The organism is Mesorhizobium sp. B2-4-14 (assembly GCF_006442155.1).
Lineage (GTDB): Bacteria > Pseudomonadota > Alphaproteobacteria > Rhizobiales > Rhizobiaceae > Mesorhizobium.
The window spans coordinates 1-22701 of sequence record NZ_VFVA01000042.1 but is presented as its reverse complement, the minus strand read 5'-3'; the positions used below and the strand labels follow the sequence as shown (position 1 = coordinate 22701).

At 64.0% G+C, this 22701-nt stretch carries 20 protein-coding genes and 1 pseudogene; 9 read left to right on the top strand and 12 right to left on the bottom strand.

From position 1 onward, the window contains the following. Positions 1-91 precede the first annotated feature (91 nt). The 6 genes and pseudogenes from FJ938_RS25770 to FJ938_RS25745 form a co-directional block, all read right to left on the bottom strand. Positions 92-2146 (bottom strand): M3 family metallopeptidase, encoded by a 2055-nt coding sequence (locus tag FJ938_RS25770; RefSeq protein WP_140698743.1) that lies wholly within the window; start codon positions 2144-2146, stop codon positions 92-94. An 89-nt stretch (positions 2147-2235) separates the two neighbouring features. Next, entirely contained in the window at positions 2236-2670 is a 435-nt protein-coding gene (locus FJ938_RS25765) for a nuclear transport factor 2 family protein (protein ID WP_140698741.1), read from the bottom strand. Then, entirely contained in the window at positions 2667-3311 is a 645-nt protein-coding gene (locus FJ938_RS25760) for a carbonic anhydrase (protein WP_140613272.1), read from the bottom strand. The genes FJ938_RS25765 and FJ938_RS25760 overlap by 4 nt, the downstream gene beginning before the upstream one ends. A gap of 197 nt (positions 3312-3508) precedes the next feature. After that, positions 3509-4257 (bottom strand): annotated as a pseudogene (locus tag FJ938_RS25755) (DUF429 domain-containing protein). Beyond that, a complete protein-coding gene (gene pdxY, locus FJ938_RS25750) occupies positions 4254-5138 on the bottom strand; it encodes a pyridoxal kinase PdxY (protein ID WP_140613274.1) in 885 nt (294 codons plus the stop codon). The pseudogene FJ938_RS25755 and the gene pdxY overlap by 4 nt, the downstream one beginning before the upstream one ends. A 14-nt stretch (positions 5139-5152) precedes the next feature. Then, positions 5153-5404: a hypothetical protein gene (locus FJ938_RS25745; protein ID WP_140613275.1), complete on the bottom strand. Its 252-nt coding sequence runs from the start codon at positions 5402-5404 to the stop codon at positions 5153-5155. Between the two features lie 160 nt (positions 5405-5564). Here FJ938_RS25745 and FJ938_RS25740 point away from each other — a divergent pair, with 160 nt between their 5' ends. From FJ938_RS25740 to ppa, 5 genes are all read left to right on the top strand, one after another. Further along, positions 5565-6209, top strand: a complete 645-nt coding sequence (locus tag FJ938_RS25740; RefSeq protein WP_140613276.1) for a LemA family protein — start codon at positions 5565-5567, stop codon at positions 6207-6209. Between the two features lie 167 nt (positions 6210-6376). Then, positions 6377-7228, top strand: coding sequence for a YgcG family protein (locus FJ938_RS25735; RefSeq protein ID WP_140698739.1), 852 nt, complete (start codon positions 6377-6379; stop codon positions 7226-7228). A 9-nt stretch (positions 7229-7237) separates the two neighbouring features. Then, positions 7238-7876 (top strand): TPM domain-containing protein, encoded by a 639-nt coding sequence (locus FJ938_RS25730; RefSeq protein ID WP_140698737.1) that lies wholly within the window; start codon positions 7238-7240, stop codon positions 7874-7876. 174 nt (positions 7877-8050) lie between these two features. Next, positions 8051-8557, top strand: coding sequence for a GNAT family N-acetyltransferase (locus tag FJ938_RS25725; RefSeq protein WP_140698735.1), 507 nt, complete (start codon positions 8051-8053; stop codon positions 8555-8557). Between the two features lie 200 nt (positions 8558-8757). Beyond that, positions 8758-9291, top strand: coding sequence for an inorganic diphosphatase (gene ppa / locus FJ938_RS25720; protein WP_140698732.1), 534 nt, complete (start codon positions 8758-8760; stop codon positions 9289-9291). A 282-nt stretch (positions 9292-9573) separates the two neighbouring features. On the opposite strand, the gene FJ938_RS25710 is transcribed toward ppa, so the two are convergent. Beyond that, a complete protein-coding gene (locus FJ938_RS25710; protein WP_140698729.1) occupies positions 9574-10191 on the bottom strand; it encodes a TetR/AcrR family transcriptional regulator in 618 nt (205 codons plus the stop codon). Positions 10192-10265: 74 nt separating this feature from the next. Between FJ938_RS25710 and FJ938_RS25705 the strand changes: the two genes are divergently transcribed. Continuing rightward, a complete protein-coding gene (locus FJ938_RS25705) occupies positions 10266-11549 on the top strand; it encodes an MFS transporter (protein WP_181169181.1) in 1284 nt (427 codons plus the stop codon). Positions 11550-11807: 258 nt separating this feature from the next. After that, the gene (locus FJ938_RS25700; protein ID WP_140698723.1) at positions 11808-13382 is read left to right on the top strand and encodes an alkaline phosphatase; all 1575 of its coding nucleotides are present in this window, start codon (positions 11808-11810) and stop codon (positions 13380-13382) included. Positions 13383-13412: 30 nt separating this feature from the next. On the opposite strand, the gene FJ938_RS25695 is transcribed toward FJ938_RS25700, so the two are convergent. Then, positions 13413-13694 carry a hypothetical protein gene (locus tag FJ938_RS25695; RefSeq protein ID WP_246673513.1) on the bottom strand — a complete coding sequence of 94 codons (282 nt, stop codon included), beginning with the start codon at positions 13692-13694 and terminating at the stop codon, positions 13413-13415. Positions 13695-13890: 196 nt separating this feature from the next. On the opposite strand from FJ938_RS25695, the gene typA reads away from it, so the two are divergent. Continuing rightward, positions 13891-15720: a translational GTPase TypA gene (gene typA, locus FJ938_RS25690; RefSeq protein ID WP_140698717.1), complete on the top strand. Its 1830-nt coding sequence runs from the start codon at positions 13891-13893 to the stop codon at positions 15718-15720. Positions 15721-15780: 60 nt separating this feature from the next. Here typA and FJ938_RS30345 read toward each other — a convergent pair whose 3' ends face one another. From FJ938_RS30345 to FJ938_RS25670, 4 genes are all read right to left on the bottom strand, one after another. Further along, entirely contained in the window at positions 15781-15906 is a 126-nt protein-coding gene (locus FJ938_RS30345) for a hypothetical protein (RefSeq protein ID WP_281407089.1), read from the bottom strand. 3 nt (positions 15907-15909) lie between these two features. Next, the gene (locus tag FJ938_RS30155) at positions 15910-16140 is read right to left on the bottom strand and encodes a DUF1062 domain-containing protein (RefSeq protein ID WP_246673518.1); all 231 of its coding nucleotides are present in this window, start codon (positions 16138-16140) and stop codon (positions 15910-15912) included. A 310-nt stretch (positions 16141-16450) separates the two neighbouring features. Then, entirely contained in the window at positions 16451-16774 is a 324-nt protein-coding gene (locus FJ938_RS25675) for a YciI family protein (protein ID WP_140613560.1), read from the bottom strand. 131 nt (positions 16775-16905) lie between these two features. Beyond that, positions 16906-17469, bottom strand: coding sequence for a peroxidase-related enzyme (locus FJ938_RS25670; protein WP_140698711.1), 564 nt, complete (start codon positions 17467-17469; stop codon positions 16906-16908). Positions 17470-17605: 136 nt separating this feature from the next. On the opposite strand from FJ938_RS25670, the gene FJ938_RS25665 reads away from it, so the two are divergent. After that, complete coding sequence (locus FJ938_RS25665; protein WP_140698708.1) at positions 17606-22396, top strand: NAD-glutamate dehydrogenase; 4791 nt, start codon at positions 17606-17608, stop codon at positions 22394-22396. Positions 22397-22701: the final 305 nt, after the last annotated feature.

The window sequence follows — 22701 nt, the reverse complement described above, 5'->3', positions numbered from 1 at the left end:
ACGGCAAAAGGAAAGGCCAGCGCTCCACGCGCAACGACCCCCTCTGGCCGCTTCGCGGCCATCTCCCCCTCGAGGGAGGAGATTACCAGCGCTATACGAGCCCCCGCTTGATCATCATCGCATCGGGCGAAGGCATCTTGCCACGAAACGCGGTGTAGAGCTCTTCCGGATCCTTCGAGCCGCCGGCGGCGTAGACGTTCTTCCGCAGCCGCTCGGCCAGAGCGGGATTGAAGGGATCGCCGGTTTCCTCGAAGGCGGCGAAGGCGTCGGCGTCGAGCACTTCGGACCACATGTAAGAATAGTAGCCGGCCGAGTAGCCGTCGCCTGAAAAGACATGGCCGAAATGCGGGGTGCGGTGACGCATCGCGATCGTGTCGGGCATGTCCAGTTTTTCCAGCGTTTCGGCCTCGTATCGAAGCGGTGCTTCAGGCGCGTCCGGCCTGGCGTGATACGCCATGTCCATCAGCGCCGAGGCGGTGAATTCGACCGTGGCGAAGCCGGCGCCAAAAGTGCGCGCGGCCAGCATCTTGTCGAGCAGTGCCTTCGGCATCGGCTTACCGGTCTTCTCATGCAGCGCATGCTTCTCCAGCACCGCCGGCACCGTCAGCCAGTGCTCGTAGAGCTGCGAGGGCAGTTCGACGAAATCGCGGCTGACCGAGGTACCGGAGACCGAAGGCCAGGTGACATCGGTCAGCATGCCGTGCAGCGCGTGGCCGAATTCGTGGAACAGCGTTTTCGCCTCGTCGACCGACAGCAATGCGGGCTCGCCCACGGACGGCTTGGCGAAGTTCATGATGTTGTAGATCACCGGCTTCGAACCGTGGCCAAGCTTGTAGCCGGACTTCAGCGCGCTCATCCAGGCGCCGGAACGCTTCGAGGGCCGCGCGAAATAATCGGCCAGGAACAGGCCGCGCTCGCTGCCATCGGCATTTTTCACCACGAACACGCGCGCGTCCGGATGCCAGGCGGCAATGCCCTTTTTCTCTTCGAAGCTGATGCCGAACAACCGTGTCGCCACGTCGAAGCAGGCGTCGATGACCCGGTCGAGCTGCAGATAGGGTTTCAGTTCCGCCTCATCGAAAGCGAATTTCTCGGCGCGCAGCTTCTCCTGGTAGAAACGCCAGTCCCAGGCGGCGAATTTTTCGTTGCTGCCGGCCTCGGCGGCCAGCCGCTCCAGTTCCTTCTGGTCGGCGGCGGCCTTCTGCAGCGCCTTTTCCCAAACCGGATCCAGCAGCGCATGCACCGCCTCCGGCGTCTTGGCCATCGTATCGTCGAGCTTCAGCGCGGCGAAGGAGGCATAGCCGAGCAGTTTCGCCTTTTCGGCGCGCAGCTTCAGCATGTCGCGCACCACGGATGTGTTGTCGGTGGCGCCGCCATTCTGGCCGCGCATGGTGAAGGCGCGGAAGGCTATTTCGCGCAGGTCGCGGCGTTCCGAGAAGGTCGTGAACGGCTCGTAGATCGAGCGCGAGAGGGTGACGGCGTAACGGCCCTTCTGGCCGCGCGTCTCGGCTGCTTCGGCCATGGCGCTCCTCAGAAAGTCCGGCAGGCCGGCGAGGTCGGCCTCGTCGAGAAACAGCGCCCAGTCGCGCTCGTCGGCCAGCACATTCTGGCCGAAAGTCGTGCCGAGCGACGATAGCTCTTCATTGATTCTGGCCAGCCGTTTCTTGCCTTCGGCGTCCAGTTTCGCACCGGAGCGGACGAAACCTTTCCAGGTTTTTTCCAACACGCGCAGGGTCTCGGCATCGAGCCCCAGGCTCTCGCGGCGCTGGTAGAGGTCGTCGATGCGGACAAACAGCTTTTCATTCATCGAGATCGCCGAGAAATGCCTCGACATCTTCGGCGAAATGTCGCGCTCCAGCGCCTGGATGGTCTCGTTGGTGTAGGCGCCTGCGCGGCACCAGAAGATCGACGAGACGTGATCGAGCGCCTCGCCGCCGAGTTCCAGCGCCTGAAGCGTGTTCTCGATCGTCGGTGCATCCTTATTGGAGGCGATCGCGTCGATCTCCGCCTCATGCGCCTGCAGCGCCGCGTCGAAGACCGGGGAAAAGTCGCCGTCGCCGATATGGGCGAAATCAGGCAGGCCGAGCGGCCCCTGCCACGCGGTCAGCGGATGGGCGGCGAGGTCGACGGCTTTCGTGGAGGACATGGAGGGTCTTTCGCTGGCGTCAAAGGGAGGGTGTCACCGATGTAGGGCGCGGCTCGTGAGCCCGCAATATGACAGTCGGCCGGTCTGCCTCAGTAGCCGTCGCAGTTTTCGGCGATTGCCGCCTGCGAGCTGGCGGTGATGCGGTTGTCGGTCACCGCGAAGGTTTCCTGCATCAGCATGTCGTTGTCGGGGAAGTCGTAGCAGGCGATCACCGTGGTGACGCCGCCCTCGCTCTTCTCGATCCGGTGACGGATCGCAGCGCCGGCAACCGCGCTCTTCCATTCGTCGATCGAGACGATGAATTCCTGTTTGCTCTGGACGACGCCGAGGTCGTCGAGTTTGATGCGGACGTCGTCGGCGAGCAGCTCGGAAAGTTCGGTGCGGTCGGCGACCAGCAGCGCCGAATACCAACGGTTGATGATGGCGCCGTCGTCAGCGCGTGCGGCCGAAATCGCAGCCAGCAGTGCGGCCGCCGTGAGACCGACCGACCGGACGTTCGACAGCTGGCGCGCCGTCCCGTTCATTCCAGCACCGGCCGCTCGAAATCGCCGGTCTCCTTGTTCATCGCCCAGAGCTCGCCGGTCGAAATGTCAAACCAGGCCCCGTGCAACGACAGTCGCCCCTTGCCCTCCAGGATCGAGACGCAAGGGAAGGTCCTGAGATTGGCGATGGAATAGCGGATCGAGATGCGCTCCAGCGCCGTCTGGCGCTCCGTCGCCGTCATCAATGTGCTGGAGGCGACGGTCTCCGCGGCCGGCGCGATCAGGCTCATCCACTTGCCGATGAAATCGCCGGGAGACAGCGGCGCGGACGTGGTGTCGAGCGCGGCACGGATGCCGCCGCAGCGGCCATGGCCCATGACGACGATGTTCTTGACCTTGAGGCTCTGCACCGCGAATTCGAGCGCGGCCGAGGTCGAATGGAACTCGCCGTCCGGCGCGTAGGGCGGCACCAGGTTGCCGACATTGCGCAGCACGAAGAGTTCGCCGGGTCCGGCGTCGAAGATCGCCTCGGGCGCCGCGCGCGAATCGCAACAGGCCACGATCATCGTCTCCGGCGCCTGCCCTTCGCGCGCGAGCTCGCGATAGCGGCCGCTCTCTGTGAGGTAGCGGCCGTTCATGAAATTGCGATAACCGGCGAGAAGGTGGTCGGGAAGATGAGGCATAGGCGGCTTTCCGTGTTGGAGGCGGCAGCTCAAATTCTGCTTTACGCATCGTGCTTTCCGAAACCCGAATTCGGTTTTCAGGCCGATGCGTTGCGGTCGAGAAAGGCTCTAGCGGCAAAAGCCTATAACGAGCAATGCAGAATTGCGGGGGCTGGCCATAAATGCCATGCGCCAAAATCGGACGTCCGCCGACACTGTCATGCCCAGATGGCGACCGGTATTCCAAAACCGTCGGCCAGCGGCGGGTCCGGAAACGGCCTGGCCTTGCCGCCGGCGATGCGGCCGGCGATCAGCATCATCACCGCCGCATCGAGGAAATCATCGGCGGCCGCTCCGCGCGGCGGCGGTTGGCCGAGGAAGTCCATGTCATAGCCGTGGCGGCAGAGCAGCGCCTTCCGTTCCGCCATGCCGGCCGGATTGATGCTGCCCTTGATCTTCTTCGGCAAACTCATGGCCTGATCGCCATTCAACCGGCAGAACGCCACTTCCGGATGCGATTCGAAGACACGGCCGCGCAGATCGGGCCGTGCGATCAGCAAGGTGTCGATCTCGCGGATCTTCGAAAAAATGCCAAAGGCCTGGATCGAAACGCCGCGCGGCGGATCAGAGGTAGCCTTGGCGACCTCGCTTGCCCTGATATGCGCGGCGTACCAGGCATGTCCGCATAAAACGCGGCGCGGGACGGGATCGAAAACACGCTGGACTGGCGTGCCCCCAGCAACGGCCTGACCTGAGCCTCCGGTCCGCGCCCGCCCTTGCTCGAAAACTCGGGCAGGCCGATCGGCATGTCGACGGCGACAATTGCGTCGTCGGGAACTGCCGCAAGCAGCGCCGCGAAGCTGGCAAAGACCTTCACCGAAGGCGCCGCATCCGGATCGCGCCGCACCGCGATCCAGCCGGCCTTGCAGCCGTCGGCGCCGACAAGCACGACGGTGGCCGTGGTCAAGCCCGGCGGTCCCGCCCGGGATGCGTGAGGTGGCGAAGCTGCACCATCGCCATCGGGTGCGACAGGCTCTGCGAATCGGTTTCGAGCTGCAATTCGTCGCCGCCGCGCTTGGCGGTGCGCGCCAGGATCTCGTAGACCGCCGCCGTGGTCGACTGCAGCGCCTTAATCGGCGGCTGACCGGAGAGGATGCGCGCCAGATAGACGGCCGCCGTGAGGTCGCCAAGGCCGTTCGGCGGCTTGTCGATGAGGCGATGCTCGGCGAGCAGCGCCTGGTTGCCGTCGAGCAGCAGATTGCCGGTTCCGCCAGTCATCATCGACTGTGCCGAAGTGACCAGCATCGTCGATGGGCCGGCATGGAGCGCGGCCGAGATCACGGATTTCAGGTCGGGCAGCGGCGCGCCGGCCATCCATTCCAGTTCGTAGCGGTTGGGCGTGGCGATATCGGCGATCGGCATCAGCCGGTCGCGCATGGCGGCGGCGGTGGGCTCGGGCACATAGAGGCCGCCCGAATCGCCCATCACCGGATCGCAGATATAGACGGCGCCGGGTGTCCTTGCCTTCACCGCGGCGACCAGTGACGCGACGGCTTCGGCTTGACCGGCCTCACCGAGATAGCCCGACAGCACCGCGCCGACCTCGCCCAGCCATGGCGCCCGCTCGAGGTCGGCCATCAGCGCCTTGAACTGGTCGAGCGGCGGCACGATGCGTGTCGCCCGCCCATGGCCGGGGTGCCAGGGCAGGATGATCGTGGGAACGGCCCAGACCGGAAAGCCCAGTGTCTCCAGGGCGAACACTGCGGCGCGGTTTCCGACTGACCCGCGGGCGACATGGCTGGAAATGACGATGACCGCACGCGGTGCGTCGGGTTTTTCGGCGCTCATTCTCTTTTTGATTCCTAGCTGCCCCGGGTGAGGAAAAGCACGAGCCAGACCATCAGGCCCAGCGCCAGAAGCAGTCCGAGTATCCTGCCAACGCGGGTGCCCCAGACCTCGATTGGGTCCGAGCGGTCGGCGTCGGCCGCCGCGACATGGTCGCGCATGCCTTTCGTCGTCCTCGCCACGAAGGAGTTGCCGGCCGGATCGGTCTCGCGCGCGACGCGCTCGAGAATACGGCGCGATTCCGTGTCGCTGTCTTGGCGTTCCGCCATGATGATGTCCCGTTTCGACCGAACCTTATCGTGTTCGCGCGGGCAATCACAGGGGCTTGCAGCCGAGGGTAACCGTGCCGACAGCCATCCCGTCGAAGCCGTTTTCTTGCGCGCCGATTGTGATAATGCTTCGCATGCAACTTCTACCGAGGGACCCATCATGTCTGCCCAGCGCCTTGCCCGACCATCGATATTCCGTACGCTGCCCGCCTTCCTGATGATGGCAATCGTGTTGCCGCTGCTCGCCGGCTGCGGCTACAACACGATCCCGACGGCGGAAGAAAACGCCAAGGCGGCCTGGAGCGAGGTGCTGAATCAGTACCAGCGGCGCGCCGATCTCATCCCCAATTTGGTGGAGACGGTCAAAGGCTACGCCGCGCACGAAAAAGACACGCTCGACGCGGTTGTCGAGGCGCGCGCCAAGGCAACGCAGATCACCGTGACGCCGGAAACGCTGAAGGATCCGGAGGCCTTCAAGAAGTTCCAGGATGCCCAGGCAGGGCTGACCAGCGCGCTGTCGCGGCTGATCGCCGTGTCCGAGGCCTATCCCGACCTCAAGGCCAACCAGAACTTCCTGGCGCTGCAGGCACAGCTCGAAGGCACGGAGAACCGCATCGCGGTGGCGCGGCGCGACTACATCCAGGCGGTCAGGGACTACAACCTGACCCTGAGGACGTTCCCGTCGGTGCTGTGGGCGACACTCTGGTTCCGCGGCAACGAGCCCTTCGCCAATTTCACCGTCGCCGAAGACAAGATGCAGCCGCCGAAGGTCGATTTCGGCACGAGCACGAAGCAGGGCGGGTGAACGACTACCATCTGATTCTGCGAAGACGGACCGCTGGCGTGTTGATACCCCCCTCTGTCCTGCCGGACATCTCCCCCTCAAGGGGGGAGATTGGCAATTTCGCAGGCGGCGCTCTGCTTGCAATGTCGGCGATTGGCGAAGGTCGTGGTTACGGCCGATCTCCCCCCTTGAGGGGGAGATGTCCGGCAGGACAGAGGGGGGCGCGAAGGAACGCTTGCCTAAACACTCTTGGCCTTCTTCTCTGCCTCCTCCTTCTGCCCCTCACCGTCTTCGCCGCCGATCTTCCCGCCCTCACCGGGCGTGTCGTCGACTACGCCGGCATCATCGATGCCGGCACCAAAGCAGCGTTGACGCAGAAGCTCGCCGATTTCGAGAAAAAGGGTTCCGACCAGATCGTCGTCGCCACCATCCCGAGCCTCGGCGGCGAGGAGATCGAGCCCTACGCCAACCGGCTGTTCCGCTTCTGGAAGCTTGGCCAGGCCAAGGAGAACAACGGCGTCCTGCTGCTGGTCGCGCCGAATGACCGCAAGATGCGCATCGAGGTCGGCTACGGGCTGGAAGGCACGCTGACCGACCTGCACACCAAGCTGATCATCGAGAACGACATGGTGCCGGCCTTCCGCGCCGGCGACTTCTCCGGTGGCATCAGCAAGGCCGTCGACGACATGGTCATGGTGCTGGAAGGCAATCCGGAGGAACTGGAAGCGCGAGGCAAGCGCAACCAGCAGGCGCCGTTCAATTCCGACAACCTGTTCTTCGCCATCTTCATTGGCATCTGGGCGATCATTTTCTTCGGCGGCATCGCGGCTTCCGTCCTGCCGCCGATCTTCGGCCAGAAACTCGGGCCGGGCCGTTATCGCTGGCTCGGCATGACCTTCGAGCCTGGCCGGCGCTCCTCATCCGGTGGTGGCTGGTCTTCCGGAAGTTCCGGCGGTGGCTGGTCTTCGGGTGGCGGTGGCGGCGGTTTTTCGGGCGGCGGCGGTTCGTCCGGCGGCGGCGGTTCGTCAGGAGGCTGGTGAGGCAACGGCATGGCGACACGACCGATCAGCCCGCAGGATCATGAACGCATCGCCGACGCGATCCGCGCCGCGGAGGCCAGGACCGATGGCGAAATCTACTGCGTCGTGGCGCGTGCCAGCGACGGCTATTTCTCCCCCGCCGCCTTGATGGCGACACTCGGCATGCTGATCGTCAGCCTCGCCGTCGCCTATGGGCTGGAGGCATGGTGGCTCGCCATCCGCCTGCCGCATTTCGTCATCGCCGAACTTCTGGCGCTGGCCAGCGTGCTGACGCTGTTGTGGGCGCTGCCCGCCCTGCGCATCCATATGGTGCCACGGCGGCTGCGCTATCAGGCGGCACACGCCAACGCGCTCAAGCAGTTCCTTGCCCGCAACGTCCATCGCACCACGGCGCGCACCGGCGTGCTGATCTTCGTCTCGATCGCCGAACGCTATGCAGAGGTGGTCGCCGATTCGGGTATCGACGCAAAGGTCGGCCAGCATGTCTGGGATGGCGTCGTGCGGGATCTCACCGCGCATGCCGGCGACGACCGGCTTGCCGACGGTTTCGTCAAGGCGATCGAGCAGGTGGGGGCAGTGCTGGCCGAACACTTCCCGGTCACGCCGGACGATACCAACGAGCTCGACGACCATCTGGTCGAAATCTGAAAAGCCCGCCCGCCGCGCTTCGGTTCTCGAAAACCACGTCATGCGTCTCGGCTGAACGCGTTCTCAGATGGCTTTGTCCAATGTCAGCAGTGTCGGGACCGATTGCAAGAAAGCGGTCGGCGGGCCGCCCTGACTCTTTGCAATCGCGCGATGCGGGTTTATGGTTAACAAATCATGAATACGCTGACGATCGACATCCGCAAAGCCGAACCGCGCGACGCCGGCGCCATCGCCGAAGTGCATCTCGAGGCCTGGCGTGGCGCCTATAGCGGGATCATTCCGCATCGCACGCTGACATCGATGATCAACCGCCGCGGCGCCGACTGGTGGGCGAATGCGATTCGCCGCGCCGCGACCGTCCTAGTGGTCGAGATCGGCGGTACGATCGCCGGCTATGCGACGATCGGCAAGAACCGCGCCCGGGAACTCAAGCAGCAGGGCGAGATCTACGAATTGTACCTGCGCCCGGAATATCAGGGCATCGGTCTTGGCCGGCGGCTGTTTTCGGCAGCCAGGGCACGTCTCACCGACCATGGCCTGAAAGGCATGGTGGTGTGGGCGCTGGAAGACAATCAGAACGCGCTGGCTTTCTATGCCGGCGCCGGCGGCCGCGACATTGCCGAAGGCGTCGAGATCTTCGAGCAGAAAGCGCTGAAGAAGGTCGCTTTCGTCTGGGAGTGACTGCCGAGGGATAATCTCGGAAGGCGAAGCCTACAGGAGGCATCCCGCGCAAAAATCACGACGCTGAAACATCTTGTGCTGATTGTTGAACGCGTCGAACGCCAATCGCGTCTCGCCTGACATACGTGAACACCATTCGCCGCATTGCGCCATTTTGCGCCGCCCGCTATCGGTCTCCCAACCGAGAGAGGGACAAAGCCATGCGCATCGAAGCCATAGCCACCGGAAAGAATCCGCCTGAAGACGTCAACGTCATCATCGAGGTGCCGATCGGCGGCGAGCCGATCAAGTACGAGATGGACAAGGAGGCCGGCACGCTGTTCGTCGACCGCTTCCTGCACACCTCGATGCGCTATCCCGGCAATTACGGCTTCGTGCCGCACACGCTGTCGGGCGACGGCGATCCGATCGACGTGCTGGTCTGCAACACGCGCGCGCTGGTGCCGGGCTGCGTCATCAATGTGCGGCCGATCGGCGTCCTGATCATGGAAGACAATGCCGGCCAGGACGAGAAGGTCATCGCCGTGCCGTCGCCGAAGCTGACGCTGCGTTACGAGAACGTCACCGAATACACGCATCTGCCCGAGATCACCCGCCATCAGGTGCAGCACTTCTTCGAGCACTACAAGGATCTCGAGCCCGGCAAATGGGTCAAGATCGAGGGCTGGCACGATTCCAAATACGCCAAGAAGATGATCATGGACGCGGTCGACCGCGCCAAGGCGAGCAAGTAGGCTAATTATCGACCCGGCCGAAGGGCGGCACATCGCCGATGACGGCGTGCCTGTCCTTGCCGCAGGCGAAGCTCCGCGTCTCGTCTGCGCTGCCCCTCATCCGCCTGCCGGCACTTTCTCCCCGTATATAGTGACGGGGAGAAGCGGACGTCCGCTACCTCGGCGCTCTCGTTGCAACGCCGTCGATTGGCGAAATCGATGATGAGAGCGCCCCTCTCCCCGTCCTATACGGGGAGAGGATGCCGGCAGGCAGGTGAGGGGCTGCGCCAGCGCCTGAAAGTCTTATTTCTTCACGCTTGCCTCAATCAGCAGGTCGGCGTTGCGGGCGACCGATTGCGCCGGGCCGCCGAGGCCGAACAGCTGGCCGCTGATATAGGCGCCCTCGATGAGCAGCAGCAGCCCGTCGCCCAGCGTATCGGCGTCTTGCGCGCCCATCGCCGCAGCCATGGTACGCAGCCTGCGACGCAGTTCCTGCTTGTTCTCCTCGCTCACCACGCGTGCCGGATGGCCACGCTCGGGATATTCGACGGCCGCATTGGTCATGCCGCAGCCGCGAAAGTCCGGTTTCTGCGTGCGCTTGCCGACGCGGGTGAGGAAGGCAATGATCTGTGCGCGCGGATCGCCCGGATGCGCATCGACGGCCTCATCGAAGCGCTCCCAGAACTCAAGGTCGTATTGCCTGAGATAGGACGCGGCCAGTTCGTCCTTGGAGGGGAAGCTGCGATAGAGGCTCGGTTTGGTGACGCCGGCGCGCTTGACGATCTCGTCGACACCGATCGCTCTTATGCCGCGCCGGTAGAACAGCTCATAGGCCACGTCGAGGATCTTCTTGGCGGCCTTCGGCGGCGCCGATGCATGACCGTCGCTGATGGCCAGTTCAATATTTTTGTCAGTTGGCATCATGGGACTCGATTGACAATGTTACCGATCGGTACGTATACATGCTCCCATCTTGCAACGTACCGGTAAGTAACATGGTAGCCCAATCCCGTCCATTTGGCCAGCGCTACGCTTTCGTCGTGGTCGGCGTCATCTTCCTCTGCCTGCTGATCGCGGCCGGCTTGCGTTCCGCGCCCGCCGTCATGATGCTGCCGCTCGAAAACAGTTTTGGCTGGCGGCGCGATGTCATTTCGCTGGCGGCTGGCGTCGGCATCCTGCTCTATGGCCTCACCGGTCCGTTCGCGGCCGCGCTGATGGAGCGGATCGGGCTGCGGCGCACGCTGCTTGCCGCCCTGGTGGTGATGTCGGCCTCGACCGCGCTCAGTCTGCTTATGACCAAGCCGTGGCACCTGTTCATCACCTGGGGCGTCTTCTCCGGCATCGGCTCCGGCGCCGTCGCCAGCGTGCTCGGCGCCACCATCGTCAACCGCTGGTTCAAGACCAATCGCGGCCTGGTCATGGGGCTAATGTCGGCCTCCAGCGCCACCGGCATGCTGATTTTCCTGCCGCTGATCGCTTCCCTGGCACAGTCGGGCGGCTGGAAGCCGGTCGCAATCGCGGTCGCGGTCGCCACCGCCTGCCTTCTGCCCCTGGTCTGGCTGCTGGTGCCCGAGCGTCCGGCCTCGATCGGTATGGTTCGCTATGGCGCCGGAGCCGACGACGTGCCACCGGTTTCGCCCGCTTCGCAGGGCAATTTCCTGGCGCACACGCTCAACACGTTGCGCCGCGCCGCCGGCACAAGGGTGTTCTGGTATCTGTTCGCCACTTTCTTCGTCTGTGGTTTCACCACCAACGGGCTGGTCGGCACACATCTGATCGCCTTCTGCGGCGATATGGGCATCGGCGAGGTGCAGGCCGCCGGCCTGTTGTCGATGATGGGCATTTTCGACCTGATCGGCACGACGCTATCAGGCTGGCTCACCGACCGTTACGACCCGCGCAAGCTGCTCGGCGTCTATTATGCCATCCGTGGCCTGTCGTTGATCTACCTGCCCTATTCCGGCTTCTCGGCGACAAGCCTGATCATTTTCGCGGTGCTCTACGGCCTCGACTGGATCGCCACCGTGCCGCCGACGCTACGGCTCGCCAACGAGGCTTTCGGCGATCGCAGTGGGCCGATCGTGTTCGGCTGGATCGTCGCCGGCCATCAGGTCGGGGCTGCCACCGCCGCTGCCTTCGGCGGCACGATGCGCGAGCTGCAGGGCAACTACGAGCTGGCCTTCCTGATCGCCGGCATGACGGCGATCGCGGCGGCGTGTATCTCGCTTTTGATCAACACCGACAGGCCGGCGTTCGATCCCGAGGCGCAAGCGGCTTGAGGCGGGACGCCAGTCTCCCCCCTTGAGGGGGATGACCGCAAAAGCGGCCAGAGGGGGTCGGTCCGACCGGACGCCGACGTCCCGCGGCAGATGAAGGTTAGCACTTCACGCGAGGCGACCCCCTCTGTCGCCTTCGGCGACATCTCCCCCTCGAGGGGGAGATTGGCACTGTTGTCAAAACTTCATGGTTCCGAAATGTGCTTGAAACATTCAGGCCAGAGCTTGGTGGCATCGTTCAAAGCCATCCAGGAGACAGCCATGAAGAAGTTATCGATGACCCGCCGCGCCTTCGTCACTTCGGCCAGCGCGGCCGGTCTGCTCGGCGCCTCGGGGCTCGCATTGCCCTATTATTCCCGCGCCAGCCAGCGTCCGGCCTTCACCCATGGCGTCCAGTCCGGTGATGTCGACGCCGTCAGCGGCATGGTCTGGACCCGCACCGACCGCCCCGCGCGCGTCATGTTCGAAGTATCGACCACGGAAAGCTTCGCCAATGCGACGAAGCTGGCGCCGCTCGATACGTCGCCGGCCAGCGACTATACGGTCAAGCGGCTGCTCACCGACCTCGCCTCCGACCAGGACATCTTCTACCGCATGTCGGCGGCCGATCTTTCCGACATCAATGCCGTCTCCGAGCCGATCGTCGGTCGTTTCCGCACCGCGCCGTCCTCGAAGCGCGACGTGCGCTTCGCCTGGTCGGGCGATACCGCCGGCCAGGGCTGGGGCATCGACGAGACCGGCATGAAGACCTACTCCACCATCGCCAAGCATACGCCGGACTTTTTCCTGCATTCGGGCGACACCATTTATGCCGATGGCGCGATGAAGGACGAAGTCGACCTGCCCGGCGGCGGCAAGTGGAAGAACGTCGTTCTCATCGACGGCAAGCGCAAGGTGGCCGAGACGCTGGACGAATATCGCGACCAGTGGAAGTACAACATGATGGACAAGAACGTGCTGGAACTCAGCGCCATCTGCCCGACTTTCTACCAGTGGGACGACCATGAAGTGCTGAACAACTGGTCGGATTCGAAGAACCTCAGCGCCGACGATCGCTACAAGGAGAAATCCATCCACGTGCTGGCGGCCCGCGCCGCGCGCGCCTTCCACGAGATGACAACCATCCGCTACGAGCCATCGGAGCCGGGTCGTGTCTATCGCAAGATCGCTCACGGACCGCTGCTCGACGTGTTCTTCCTCGATATGCGCTCCTATCGCGGCCCCAACGGCCCCGACATGGAGGACACCATGACGCCGCAGTCGCGCATGCTCGGCGAACAGCAGACGAAGTGGCTGAAGCGCGAGTTGACGAACTCGAAGGCGACCTGGAAGATCATCGCCGCCGACATGCCGCTCGGCCTCGTGGTCTGGGACGACGGCACCAAAAAGGTTGGCGCCGAAGCGGTCAGCAATGGCGACAATGGCGCGCCGAAAGGCCGCGAACTCGAATTCGCCGACCTGTTGCGCTACATCAAGAACGCCGGCATCACCAACACCGTCTGGCTCACCGCCGACGTCCATTACACGGCGGCGCATTACTACAATCCGGACAAGGCGCAGTTCCAGGATTTCAACCCGTTCTGGGAGTTCGTCTCCGGCCCGATCCACGCCGGCACCTTCGGTCCTAACGATTTCGACATGACCTTTGGCCCCGAACTGAAGTTCATCAAGGCGCCGACCGCGGAGCAGGGCCAGAACCTGCCGCCGTCAGCCGGGCTGCAGTTCTTCGGCCTGGTCGATATATCCGGCGCCGCCGAGCAGCTGACGGTGCGGTTGATGGATCGTGACGACAACGAGCTTTACAAGGTCACGCTCGACCCTGTGCGCTCTGCGTGAGGCGACCTGGGACGGCCGTTGAAGCAGCCGTCAATCCGGGTAGCAGACCATTGGAATGTTCGGCCAGACGGCGCCGTCGCAATTGGCGGCGTCCTGGCGCTGCTTGAAGGCGGCGCTGACCGGGCCGGTCACCACGGGGTCAACGCCATCAGGCGCGTCGGCGAAGACCTGCTGGGCCGAAGAGGTATCTGTCGGAAGAACAGGCCGTGCTTCCTTCAGCGCCGCGGCCGACTGCGCGGCGTTGGCCGCCAGCAGCGTGGCGAAGGCCGCGAATCCGACGAGCGGCCAAAAACGGTTGAGTTTATCGGTCATCACGTTCGAACTGCCCGGGCCATGAAAGGTTCCCGCCTTGGTTAACAAAATCATTTCACACGAGGATGCTTAAGATTTGATGAGGATTTGGTGTCGTGCGTCCTCTTTCGCAAATGCGAAAAACCTTGTATGAGCCGCGCAACCGAAAGAGGCAGCGCCTTTGGCCAGCTGCCTGCAACGCTCCCGAGACCTGAACATGAAACTCCGTAATATCGCGATCATCGCGCACGTCGACCATGGAAAGACTACCCTTGTCGACCAGCTTCTGAAGCAGTCCGGCTCCTTCCGCGACAACCAGCGCGTCGCCGAGCGCGCCATGGATTCCAACGACCTGGAAAAGGAGCGCGGTATCACCATCCTCGCCAAGGCGACCTCGGTCGACTGGAAGGATACGCGCATCAACATCGTCGACACGCCCGGCCACGCCGATTTCGGCGGCGAGGTCGAGCGAATCCTGTCGATGGTGGATTCGGCCATCGTGCTGGTCGATGCCGCCGAAGGCCCGATGCCGCAGACCAAGTTTGTCGTCGGCAAGGCGCTCAAGGTCGGCCTGCGGCCGATCGTCGTCATCAACAAGATCGACCGGCCGGACGCCCGCCATGTCGAAGTGGTCAACGAGGTGTTCGACCTTTTCGCCGCGCTCGACGCCACCGACGAGCAGCTCGATTTCCCGATCCTCTACGGTTCAGGCCGCGACGGCTGGGTGTCGGAAAATCCGGAAGGCCCCAAGGACCAGCAGCTCGCGCCGCTGTTCGATCTCGTCATCAAGCATGTGCCGGCGCCGACCGTGCACCCCGGTCCGTTCCGGATGATCGGTACCATCCTGGAGGCCAATCCCTTCCTTGGCCGCATCATCACCGGCCGCATCGAGAGCGGCACGCTGAAGGCCAACCAGCCGGTCAAGGTGCTGCACCATGACGGCACCCAGATCGAAACCGGCCGCATTTCCAAGATCCTCGCTTTCCGCGGCCTCGAGCGCCAGCCGATCGAGGAAGCCCAGGCGGGCGACATCGTCGCCATTGCCGGTCTGTCCAAGGGCACCGTCGCCGACACGTTCTGCGACCCGAGCGTGACCGAGGCGCTGCATGCGCAGCCGATCGATCCGCCGACCGTGACCATGTCCTTCCTCGTCAATGACAGTCCGCTGGCCGGCACCGAAGGCGACAAGGTGACCAGCCGCGTCATCCGCGACCGGCTGCTGCGCGAGGCCGAAGGCAATGTCGCGCTCAAGATCGAGGAATCGCCCGACAAGGATTCGTTCTTCGTTTCCGGCCGCGGCGAATTGCAGCTCGCCGTGCTGATCGAGACGATGCGCCGCGAAGGCTTCGAGATCGCCGTGTCGCGTCCGCGCGTCGTCATGCAGAAGGGCGAGAACGGCGAACTGCTTGAGCCGGTCGAGGAAGTCGTCATCGACGTCGATGAGGAGCATGCCGGCGTCGTCGTGCAGAAGATGTCGGAGCGCAAGGCCGAGATGGTCGAACTGCGTCCGTCGGGCGGCAACCGCCAGCGCATCGTCTTCCACGCGCCGACGCGTGGCCTGATCGGCTACCAGTCGGAACTTTTGACCGACACGCGCGGCACCGCCGTGATGAACCGGCTGTTCCACGCCTATGAGCCCTACAAGGGCGAGTTGCCCGGCCGTACGAACGGCGTGCTGATCTCCAACGAGCAGGGCGAATCGGTCGCCTACGCCATGTGGAACCTGGAAGACCGCGGCCCCATGGTCATCGATCCGGGCGTGAAGGTCTATCAGGGCATGATCATCGGCATCCATTCCCGCGACAACGACCTCGAAGTGAACGTGCTGAAGGGCAAGAAGCTCACCAACATCCGCGCCGCCGGCAAGGACGAGGCGGTCAAGCTGACGCCGCCGATCCGCATGACGCTGGAACGCGCGCTGGCCTGGATCCAGGACGACGAACTGGTCGAGGTGACGCCGAAGACCATCCGCCTCCGCAAGCTCTATCTCGACCCCAACGAGCGCAAGCGCTTCGAGAAGTCGGCCAAGGCAGTCGGCGCGGCGTAATTTCCGTTCCTCCATTTGAAAAGGGGTGGGGCACACCAGTGCGCCGCCCCTTTTTCATTTTCATCCGAGGGCTGCCGCGATAATGACCTGCCGATCAGGTTCGCCGGTCAGGTCGGTACGCAATGTCGTTCCCTCGCGGGCCGGCTTGCGCAGGGCTTTTGCGCCGCCTGGATCGACGAGCAGCAATCGTCACTCTTCCAGCGCCTGAAGCCTTGATCGCGAGATACCGAGTCCGTTGGCGAGCAGACGATCGAGCCGGAGCGATGTCGGCATTTCGAACCCAAGCCAGAGTTCCAACGCTGTCGCGGTTTCCGTCGTCTCTCCAACCGCCTGCTTGGGCACGGCGACATCGGGAAACTCCTCGACACGTCCCACCTTGTCGCGCAGGGCGACGATGTCGAAGGCGTGGCGCCGCGCCAGCCCCGGATCGTTGCTTTCGAGCGCCCGTAAGAGCGCTCGATGGGAGGGCGCGCTCGGCTCAATCCATTCTTCGACCGCCGGCGCTGCCCCTCATCCGCCTGCCGGCACCTTCTCCCCGTATAGCGACGGGGAGAAGGAGGCTGGCCGCAACCTCGGCGTTTTTTCAGCAACGCTGGCGATCGGCGAAATCGTCGATGAGAGCGTCCTCTCCCCGTCACTATACGGGGAGAGGATGCCGGCAGGCAGGTGAGGGGCAGCGCCGGCGATTTGTCTTGTCGCGCTTTACCGCGTCGCACGCGCGGCGCGCCCATTACATCATTTCGATGATAGGCGCGATCTCGATGCTGCAGTTCGGCATGGCCAGCATCGGGCAGCCCTTGGCCTTGTCGGCGGCATCGTCGATGTCCTTGGCCTCGATGATCGAATAGCCGCCGGTCGGATTGCTGCCGCCATTGTTCTCGACCTTGCCGCCCGGCAGCACGGTCTTGGACATGCCGACCGGATTGCCGCCGTCGACCACCGCCGAGCCCAGCTTTCCGAACCAGCCATTCCAGGCGTCCATCGCGGCTTTCCGCTCGGCCTCGGTCGCAGGCATCTTGCCGGAGCCATGATATACATAGAGAAATTTCGCCATGTTCTCCTCCTTGTTCAGCGGCATCGAACCGGCATGCGGCCGTGCCGCCCCACCATCATCGGGCCAAAAAGGCAAACACGCAATTAGAATGAGAGATTGCTAATATGTAATCTGGTTGGAGACCCGGTTCTTCACCTTGCCATGGCGTGGTATTCGTCATTCGGGCGCATGTCGATCGCCGCCGCCACCCGGTTCGACATGTTGAAGAAGGCAGCCGTCGAGGCGATGTCCCACATGTCGCGGTCGCTGAAGCCGGCCTTGCGAAGCGTGGCCCGGTCGACCTCGACGATCTTGGCCGGTTCCTCGGTCAGCTTGACGGCGAATTCGAGCATTGCCGTCTGTCTCGGCGAAAGATCGGCGGCGCGGAAATTCATCACCATCATCTCGCCGAGCGAAGGGTCGCCGGACAGCTGCCGCACCGCCGCGCCATGCGCGGTCAGGCAGTAGTAGCACTGGTTGATGGAGGAGACGGCGACCGCGATCATCTCGCGCTCCAGCTTCGACAGGCCGGAATCGCCGAGCATCAGGTCGTTGTACATGTCGGTGAAGGCGCGCAGCTTCTTGTCGTCGAAGGCATAGGCCTTCAGCACGTTGGGAACGAGCCCGAGCTTCTCCTCGCATTTGGCGAAATAGGCTTTTGTCGGCTCGCTCAGTTCCCCCGTATCGAGATCAAGCGCGGTGATTTTGCCGGTCATGGTTCGTTTCTCCTCGTCGGGCGATGCCTTGCCGCCGAATTCCAGAATTCTTGGCAAGCCGTCAAACCTTTGTCGCCAAATGGCGGTCATCTGCTACCATAGTCACAAAAGCATACGACGGGAGGCAAGAAGCGTCATGGCCAGCGTGAAATCCGCAGCTAAGTCGAAGAAGAGGGCAACGGCGGCGGCGAAGACGGAGGACAGGCCAGCCAGGCTTGCCGATTACCTGCTCGCCCGTGCGCCGGCGGAAGACATCGCCGCTTATCAAGTGGGTGACCTGGAACGCGCCGCCGACCTCGCCGGCCAGGCGGTAGCCCGTCACAAGAAAAGCGAGTGCGTCGTTGCCGTCGAGAGCGATTCCGGCGTCGCCCGCGAAGGCAGGCCGATGACGGTCATAACGGTCGTCAACGACAATATGCCGTTTCTGTTCGATTCCATCCTCGGTGAGATCACCGAGACCGCCGGCGAGCCAACCTTGGTTACCCATCCGGTCATCACGGTGCGCCATGGCAAAGGCGGGGTTGAGGAAATCCTCGGCGACGGCAATTTCGCCAAGGACGACGGCAGCCACGACCGGCTGAGCGTCATCCACGTCCATATCCCGCGGCTGACCGCGGAGGCGGCAAACGCCTTGGCCGAGCGGCTGCGCAAGATGCTTGGCCAAGTGCATGCGGCCGTCAACGACTGGAAACCGATGCTGGCCCGGCTCGATCAGGCGATCTCGGAGTTCCGCTATTCGGCTGTGCCGCTCGACAAGAAGAGCGTTGCAGAGGCGATCGCCTTCCTGGAGTGGCTGCGCGACGACAATTTCACCTTCCTCGGCATGCGCGAGTTCAAATATACCGGCGGCGAGGAAAGCGGCACGCTGGAGCGCGCCGACAAGCCCGGGCTTGGTATCCTGTCCGATCCCGACGTGCTGGTGCTCAGGCGCGGCACTGAAGCGGTGACGACAACGCCTGAGATTCGCGCCTTCCTGCACGGGCCGGAGCCGTTGATCGTCACCAAGGCCAATGCCAAGTCTTCCGTGCACCGCCGCATCTATCTCGATTACATCGGCGTCAAGACCTACACCACCAAGGGCGCGTTGTCGGGCGAACTGCGCATCGTCGGCCTGTTCACCTCGACCGCCTACACGCGCTCGGTGATGAAAATCCCGTATCTCAGGTCCAAGGCCGAAACCATTATCGCCAAATCCGGTTTCGACCGGCACGACCATTCCGGCAAGGCGCTGATCAATGTGCTGGAGAGCTATCCGCGCGACGAATTGTTCCAGGTGCCGGTGCCGATCCTAAGGAAGCACGCCGCGGCCATCCTCGGCCTGATCGAGCGGCCGCGGGTCAGGGCGCTGGTGCGCGCCGACCAGTTCGACCGCTTCGTCTCGATCCTCGTCTTCGTGCCGCGCGACCGCTACGACAGCGTGGTACGCGAGAAGGTCGGCACCTATCTCAAGACCGTGTTCGAAGGCCGGCTGTCGGCCTATTACCCGGCCTTCCCGGAAGGCGGGCTGGCGCGTGTCCACTTCATCATCGGCCGCTCCGGCGGCAAGACGCCCAAGGTCGAGCAGGCGACGATCGAAGCGGCGATCCGCGATATCGTCCGCACCTGGGAGGACGCCCTTTCCGAGGCGGCTGAGGCTAGCGGCAGCGACCCGGCGTTGAAAGCCATTGCCGCAAGGCTGCCGGAAAGCTACCGCGATTCGTTCAGCGCGGCGGTGGCGCTGGTCGATGCTGGGCGCATCGCCAGGATCAGCGCCGCCAACCCGATCGCCATCGACTATTATCGCCATGGCGAGCAGAAGCCGCACCAGGCTGCGCTGAAGATCTATCATCATGGCAGCCCGGTGGCGCTGTCGCGGCGGGTGCCGGTGCTGGAAAATATCGGTTTTCGGGTGATCAGCGAGCGTACGTTCGAGGTCGGCGACGACGCGACGGGCATGGTCTTCATCCACGACATGGAGCTGGAGAACAGCTACGGCAAGCCGATCGATCTTGCCGATGGCGGCGCGCTGTTCGAGGACGCATTCCTGTCGGTCTGGCGCGGCGACGTCGACAATGACGGCTATAACGGCCTTGCCCAGACCGCCGGCCTGTGGTCTGAAGAAATCACCATCCTGCGCGCCTATGGCCGCTATCTGCAGCAGGTCGGCATTCCGCAAAGCCAGGATTTCATCGCCGCCGCGCTTAACCGCTACCCGGAGATCGCGCGCGGTCTGCACGAGCTTTTCATCGCCCGGCTTGGGCCGACGGCGGAGACGGAAGGCGCGGTGGCGGCGAAGCACCTCAAGGCCAAGATCAAGGATGCCTTGGAAGATGTGCCCAACATCGATGATGACACCATCATCCGCCGCTATCTCAATTTGATCGAAGCCTCGCTGCGCACCAATCATTTCGTTGCCGATACGAAACAGAAGGGTCAATCGCTGGCGATCAAGCTCGACTCGCAAGCGGTCGAGGGATTGCCGGCGCCGCGACCGTGGCGCGAGATCTTCGTCTACGGCTCCGAGGTCGAGGGGCTGCATCTGCGCTTCGGCCCGGTGGCGCGTGGCGGCCTGCGCTGGTCGGACCGCGCCCAGGACTACCGCACCGAAGTGCTTGGCCTGGTCAAGGCGCAGCAAGTCAAGAATGCCGTCATCGTGCCCGTCGGCGCCAAGGGCGGCTTCTATCCCAAGAAACTGCCGATGAGCGCCGGCCGCGACGCGATCTTCGAGGCCGGCACCTCGGCCTACAAGAACTTCGTCTCCAGCCTGCTGTCGATCACGGATAATATCGGGCTGGACGGTGTCATTCCGCCGGCTGGCGTGGTGCGCCGCGACCAGGACGACCCCTATTTCGTCGTCGCCGCCGACAAGGGCACGGCGACCTTCTCCGACACCGCCAATGCCATCAGCGAAAACCATGGTTTCTGGCTGGACGATGCTTTCGCCAGCGGCGGCTCGGCCGGCTACGACCATAAGAAGATGGGCATCACCGCCAAGGGCGCATGGGAAGCGGTGAAGCGGCATTTCCGTGAGATGAACCGCGACATCCAGACCTCGCCCTTCACCGTCGTCGGCGTCGGCGACATGTCCGGCGACGTGTTCGGCAACGGCATGTTGTTGTCGCCAAAAACGAGGCTGATCGCCGCCTTCGACCATCGCGACATCTTCATCGATCCAGATCCCGACATGGAGGCCTCTATTGCCGAGCGCCAGCGCATGTTCGCGCTGCCACGGTCGAGCTGGCAGGATTATGACAAGACCAAGCTGTCGGAAGGCGGCATCATCGTCTCGCGCAGCCAGAAGTCGATCACCTTGCCGGCGGCCGCGGCGGCGGCGATCGGCCTTGCCAAGACGACCGCCACGCCGGCCGAGATCATGACCGCCATCCTCAAGGCGCCGGTCGACCTTTTGTGGTTCGGCGGCATCGGCACCTATCTGCGGGCCTCGACCGAAACCAATGCGGATGTCGGCGACCGGGCCAACGACGCCATCCGCATCACCGCGCTCGACGTGCGCGCCAAGGTGATCGGCGAGGGCGCCAATCTGGGTGTGACGCAGCGGGCGCGCATCGAGTTCGGCATGAATGGCGGCCGCTGCAATTCCGATGCCATCGACAATTCCGGCGGCGTCAACTGCTCCGACGTCGAGGTCAACATCAAGATCGCGCTGGCATCCGCCATGCGCAAGGGATCGTTGACGCGTCCGGCACGCAACAAGCTGCTGGCCGAGATGACCGACGAGGTCGGCGGGCTGGTGCTGTCCAACAATTACGAGCAGACGCTGGCGCTTTCCATTGCCCGCAAGCGTGGCCTCGCCGACATCGCGCATCAGGCCCGGTTCATGTCCGCGCTCGAAGCGCGCGGCTTGCTCGATCGTGCGGTCGAGACACTGCCCTCGCCGGCCGCGCTCGCCGAACGCGAGGCGCGCGGCGAACCGCTGACCAGGGCCGAGCTCGGCGTGCTGCTTGCCTATGCCAAGATCGTGCTGTTTTCCGACATCGTCGTCAGCGACGTGCCTGATGACGCGCATTTCGACCGTGATCTGATGGGCTATTTCCCGGACCGGATGGCGAAGAAATACGCCACCGAGATCCATGGTCACAGGCTGCGCCGCGAGATCATCGCCCGTGTCGTCGCCAACGACCTGGTCAATCGCGGCGGTCCGTCCTTCGTCAACAGGCTGCAGGAGGCCACGGGCCGCACCGCCGCCGATGTGGTGCGCACCTTCGCCGTGGTGCGCGACGGCTTCGCGCTGCCGGCGCTCTATCGCGAGATCGACGCGCTCGACAACCAGATCGACGGCCAGGTGCAGCTCGATCTCTACCAGATCGTCAGCCGGCTGATCTACATGAGCAGCGGCTGGTACCTGAAGAACGATACCGGCACGGCGCCGCTCGGCCAGCGCATCGCCGAACTGCAGGAGGCGCGCAAGGCGCTGGAGCCCAAGCTCGTTTCGCTGCTGCCGGCTTTCTCGCGCGAGCGGATCGAGGAGAAGCGGCACGGGCTGTTCAAGGCCGGTGCGCCGGAAAGGCTGGCCGAGCAGTTGGCGCTGAGCGAAGTGGCGGAATTGATCCCCGATATCGCGCTGACGGCGCGCACGGCCGGTGCCGACATCGTCGCGGCCGCCAAGGCGTTCTTCGCCGTCAGCGATGCCTTCCGCATCCCGCGCGTCGAGGACGCCGCGCGCTCGATCACGCCGTCGGATTATTACGACCAACTCGCGCTGTCGCGCGCCACCGACACGATCGGCGCGGCGCGGCGCGGCATCGCGGTCGCCGCGCTCACCAGTCATGCCAAGGCGGCCGATCCGGTGGCCGCCTGGCTGGAAGCCGGCGGCGAGCGGGTGGCGCGCATCCGCGAGCGGCTGCAGGCGCTGACCGAGGGCGGCGACATCACCGTGTCGCGGCTGTCGGTGGCGTCCGGGCTGATGAGTGATCTGACGGGGATGTGACGAATTCTTGCGGAGGTTGGTGCCGCCCCTCATCCTGCTGCCGCCACCTTCTCCCCGTATAGCGACGGGGAGAAGGGAACCGGCCGGGAGGCCGGCGCTCATTCTGCCACGTCGACAATTGGCGAAATCCTCGGCGACAGCGTCTTTCTCCCCGTCACTTTACGGGGAGAAATGCCTGGCTGTCCGAACCGGATAGATAGGTAACAGGATGGACCGATTGCATGGGTGACGGTTTTCTTGTCCGCCGGGAGGACCGGCGATGGTTTGGCGAGAGATTGGGCTCATGGATGAGCGGCTTCGATTTG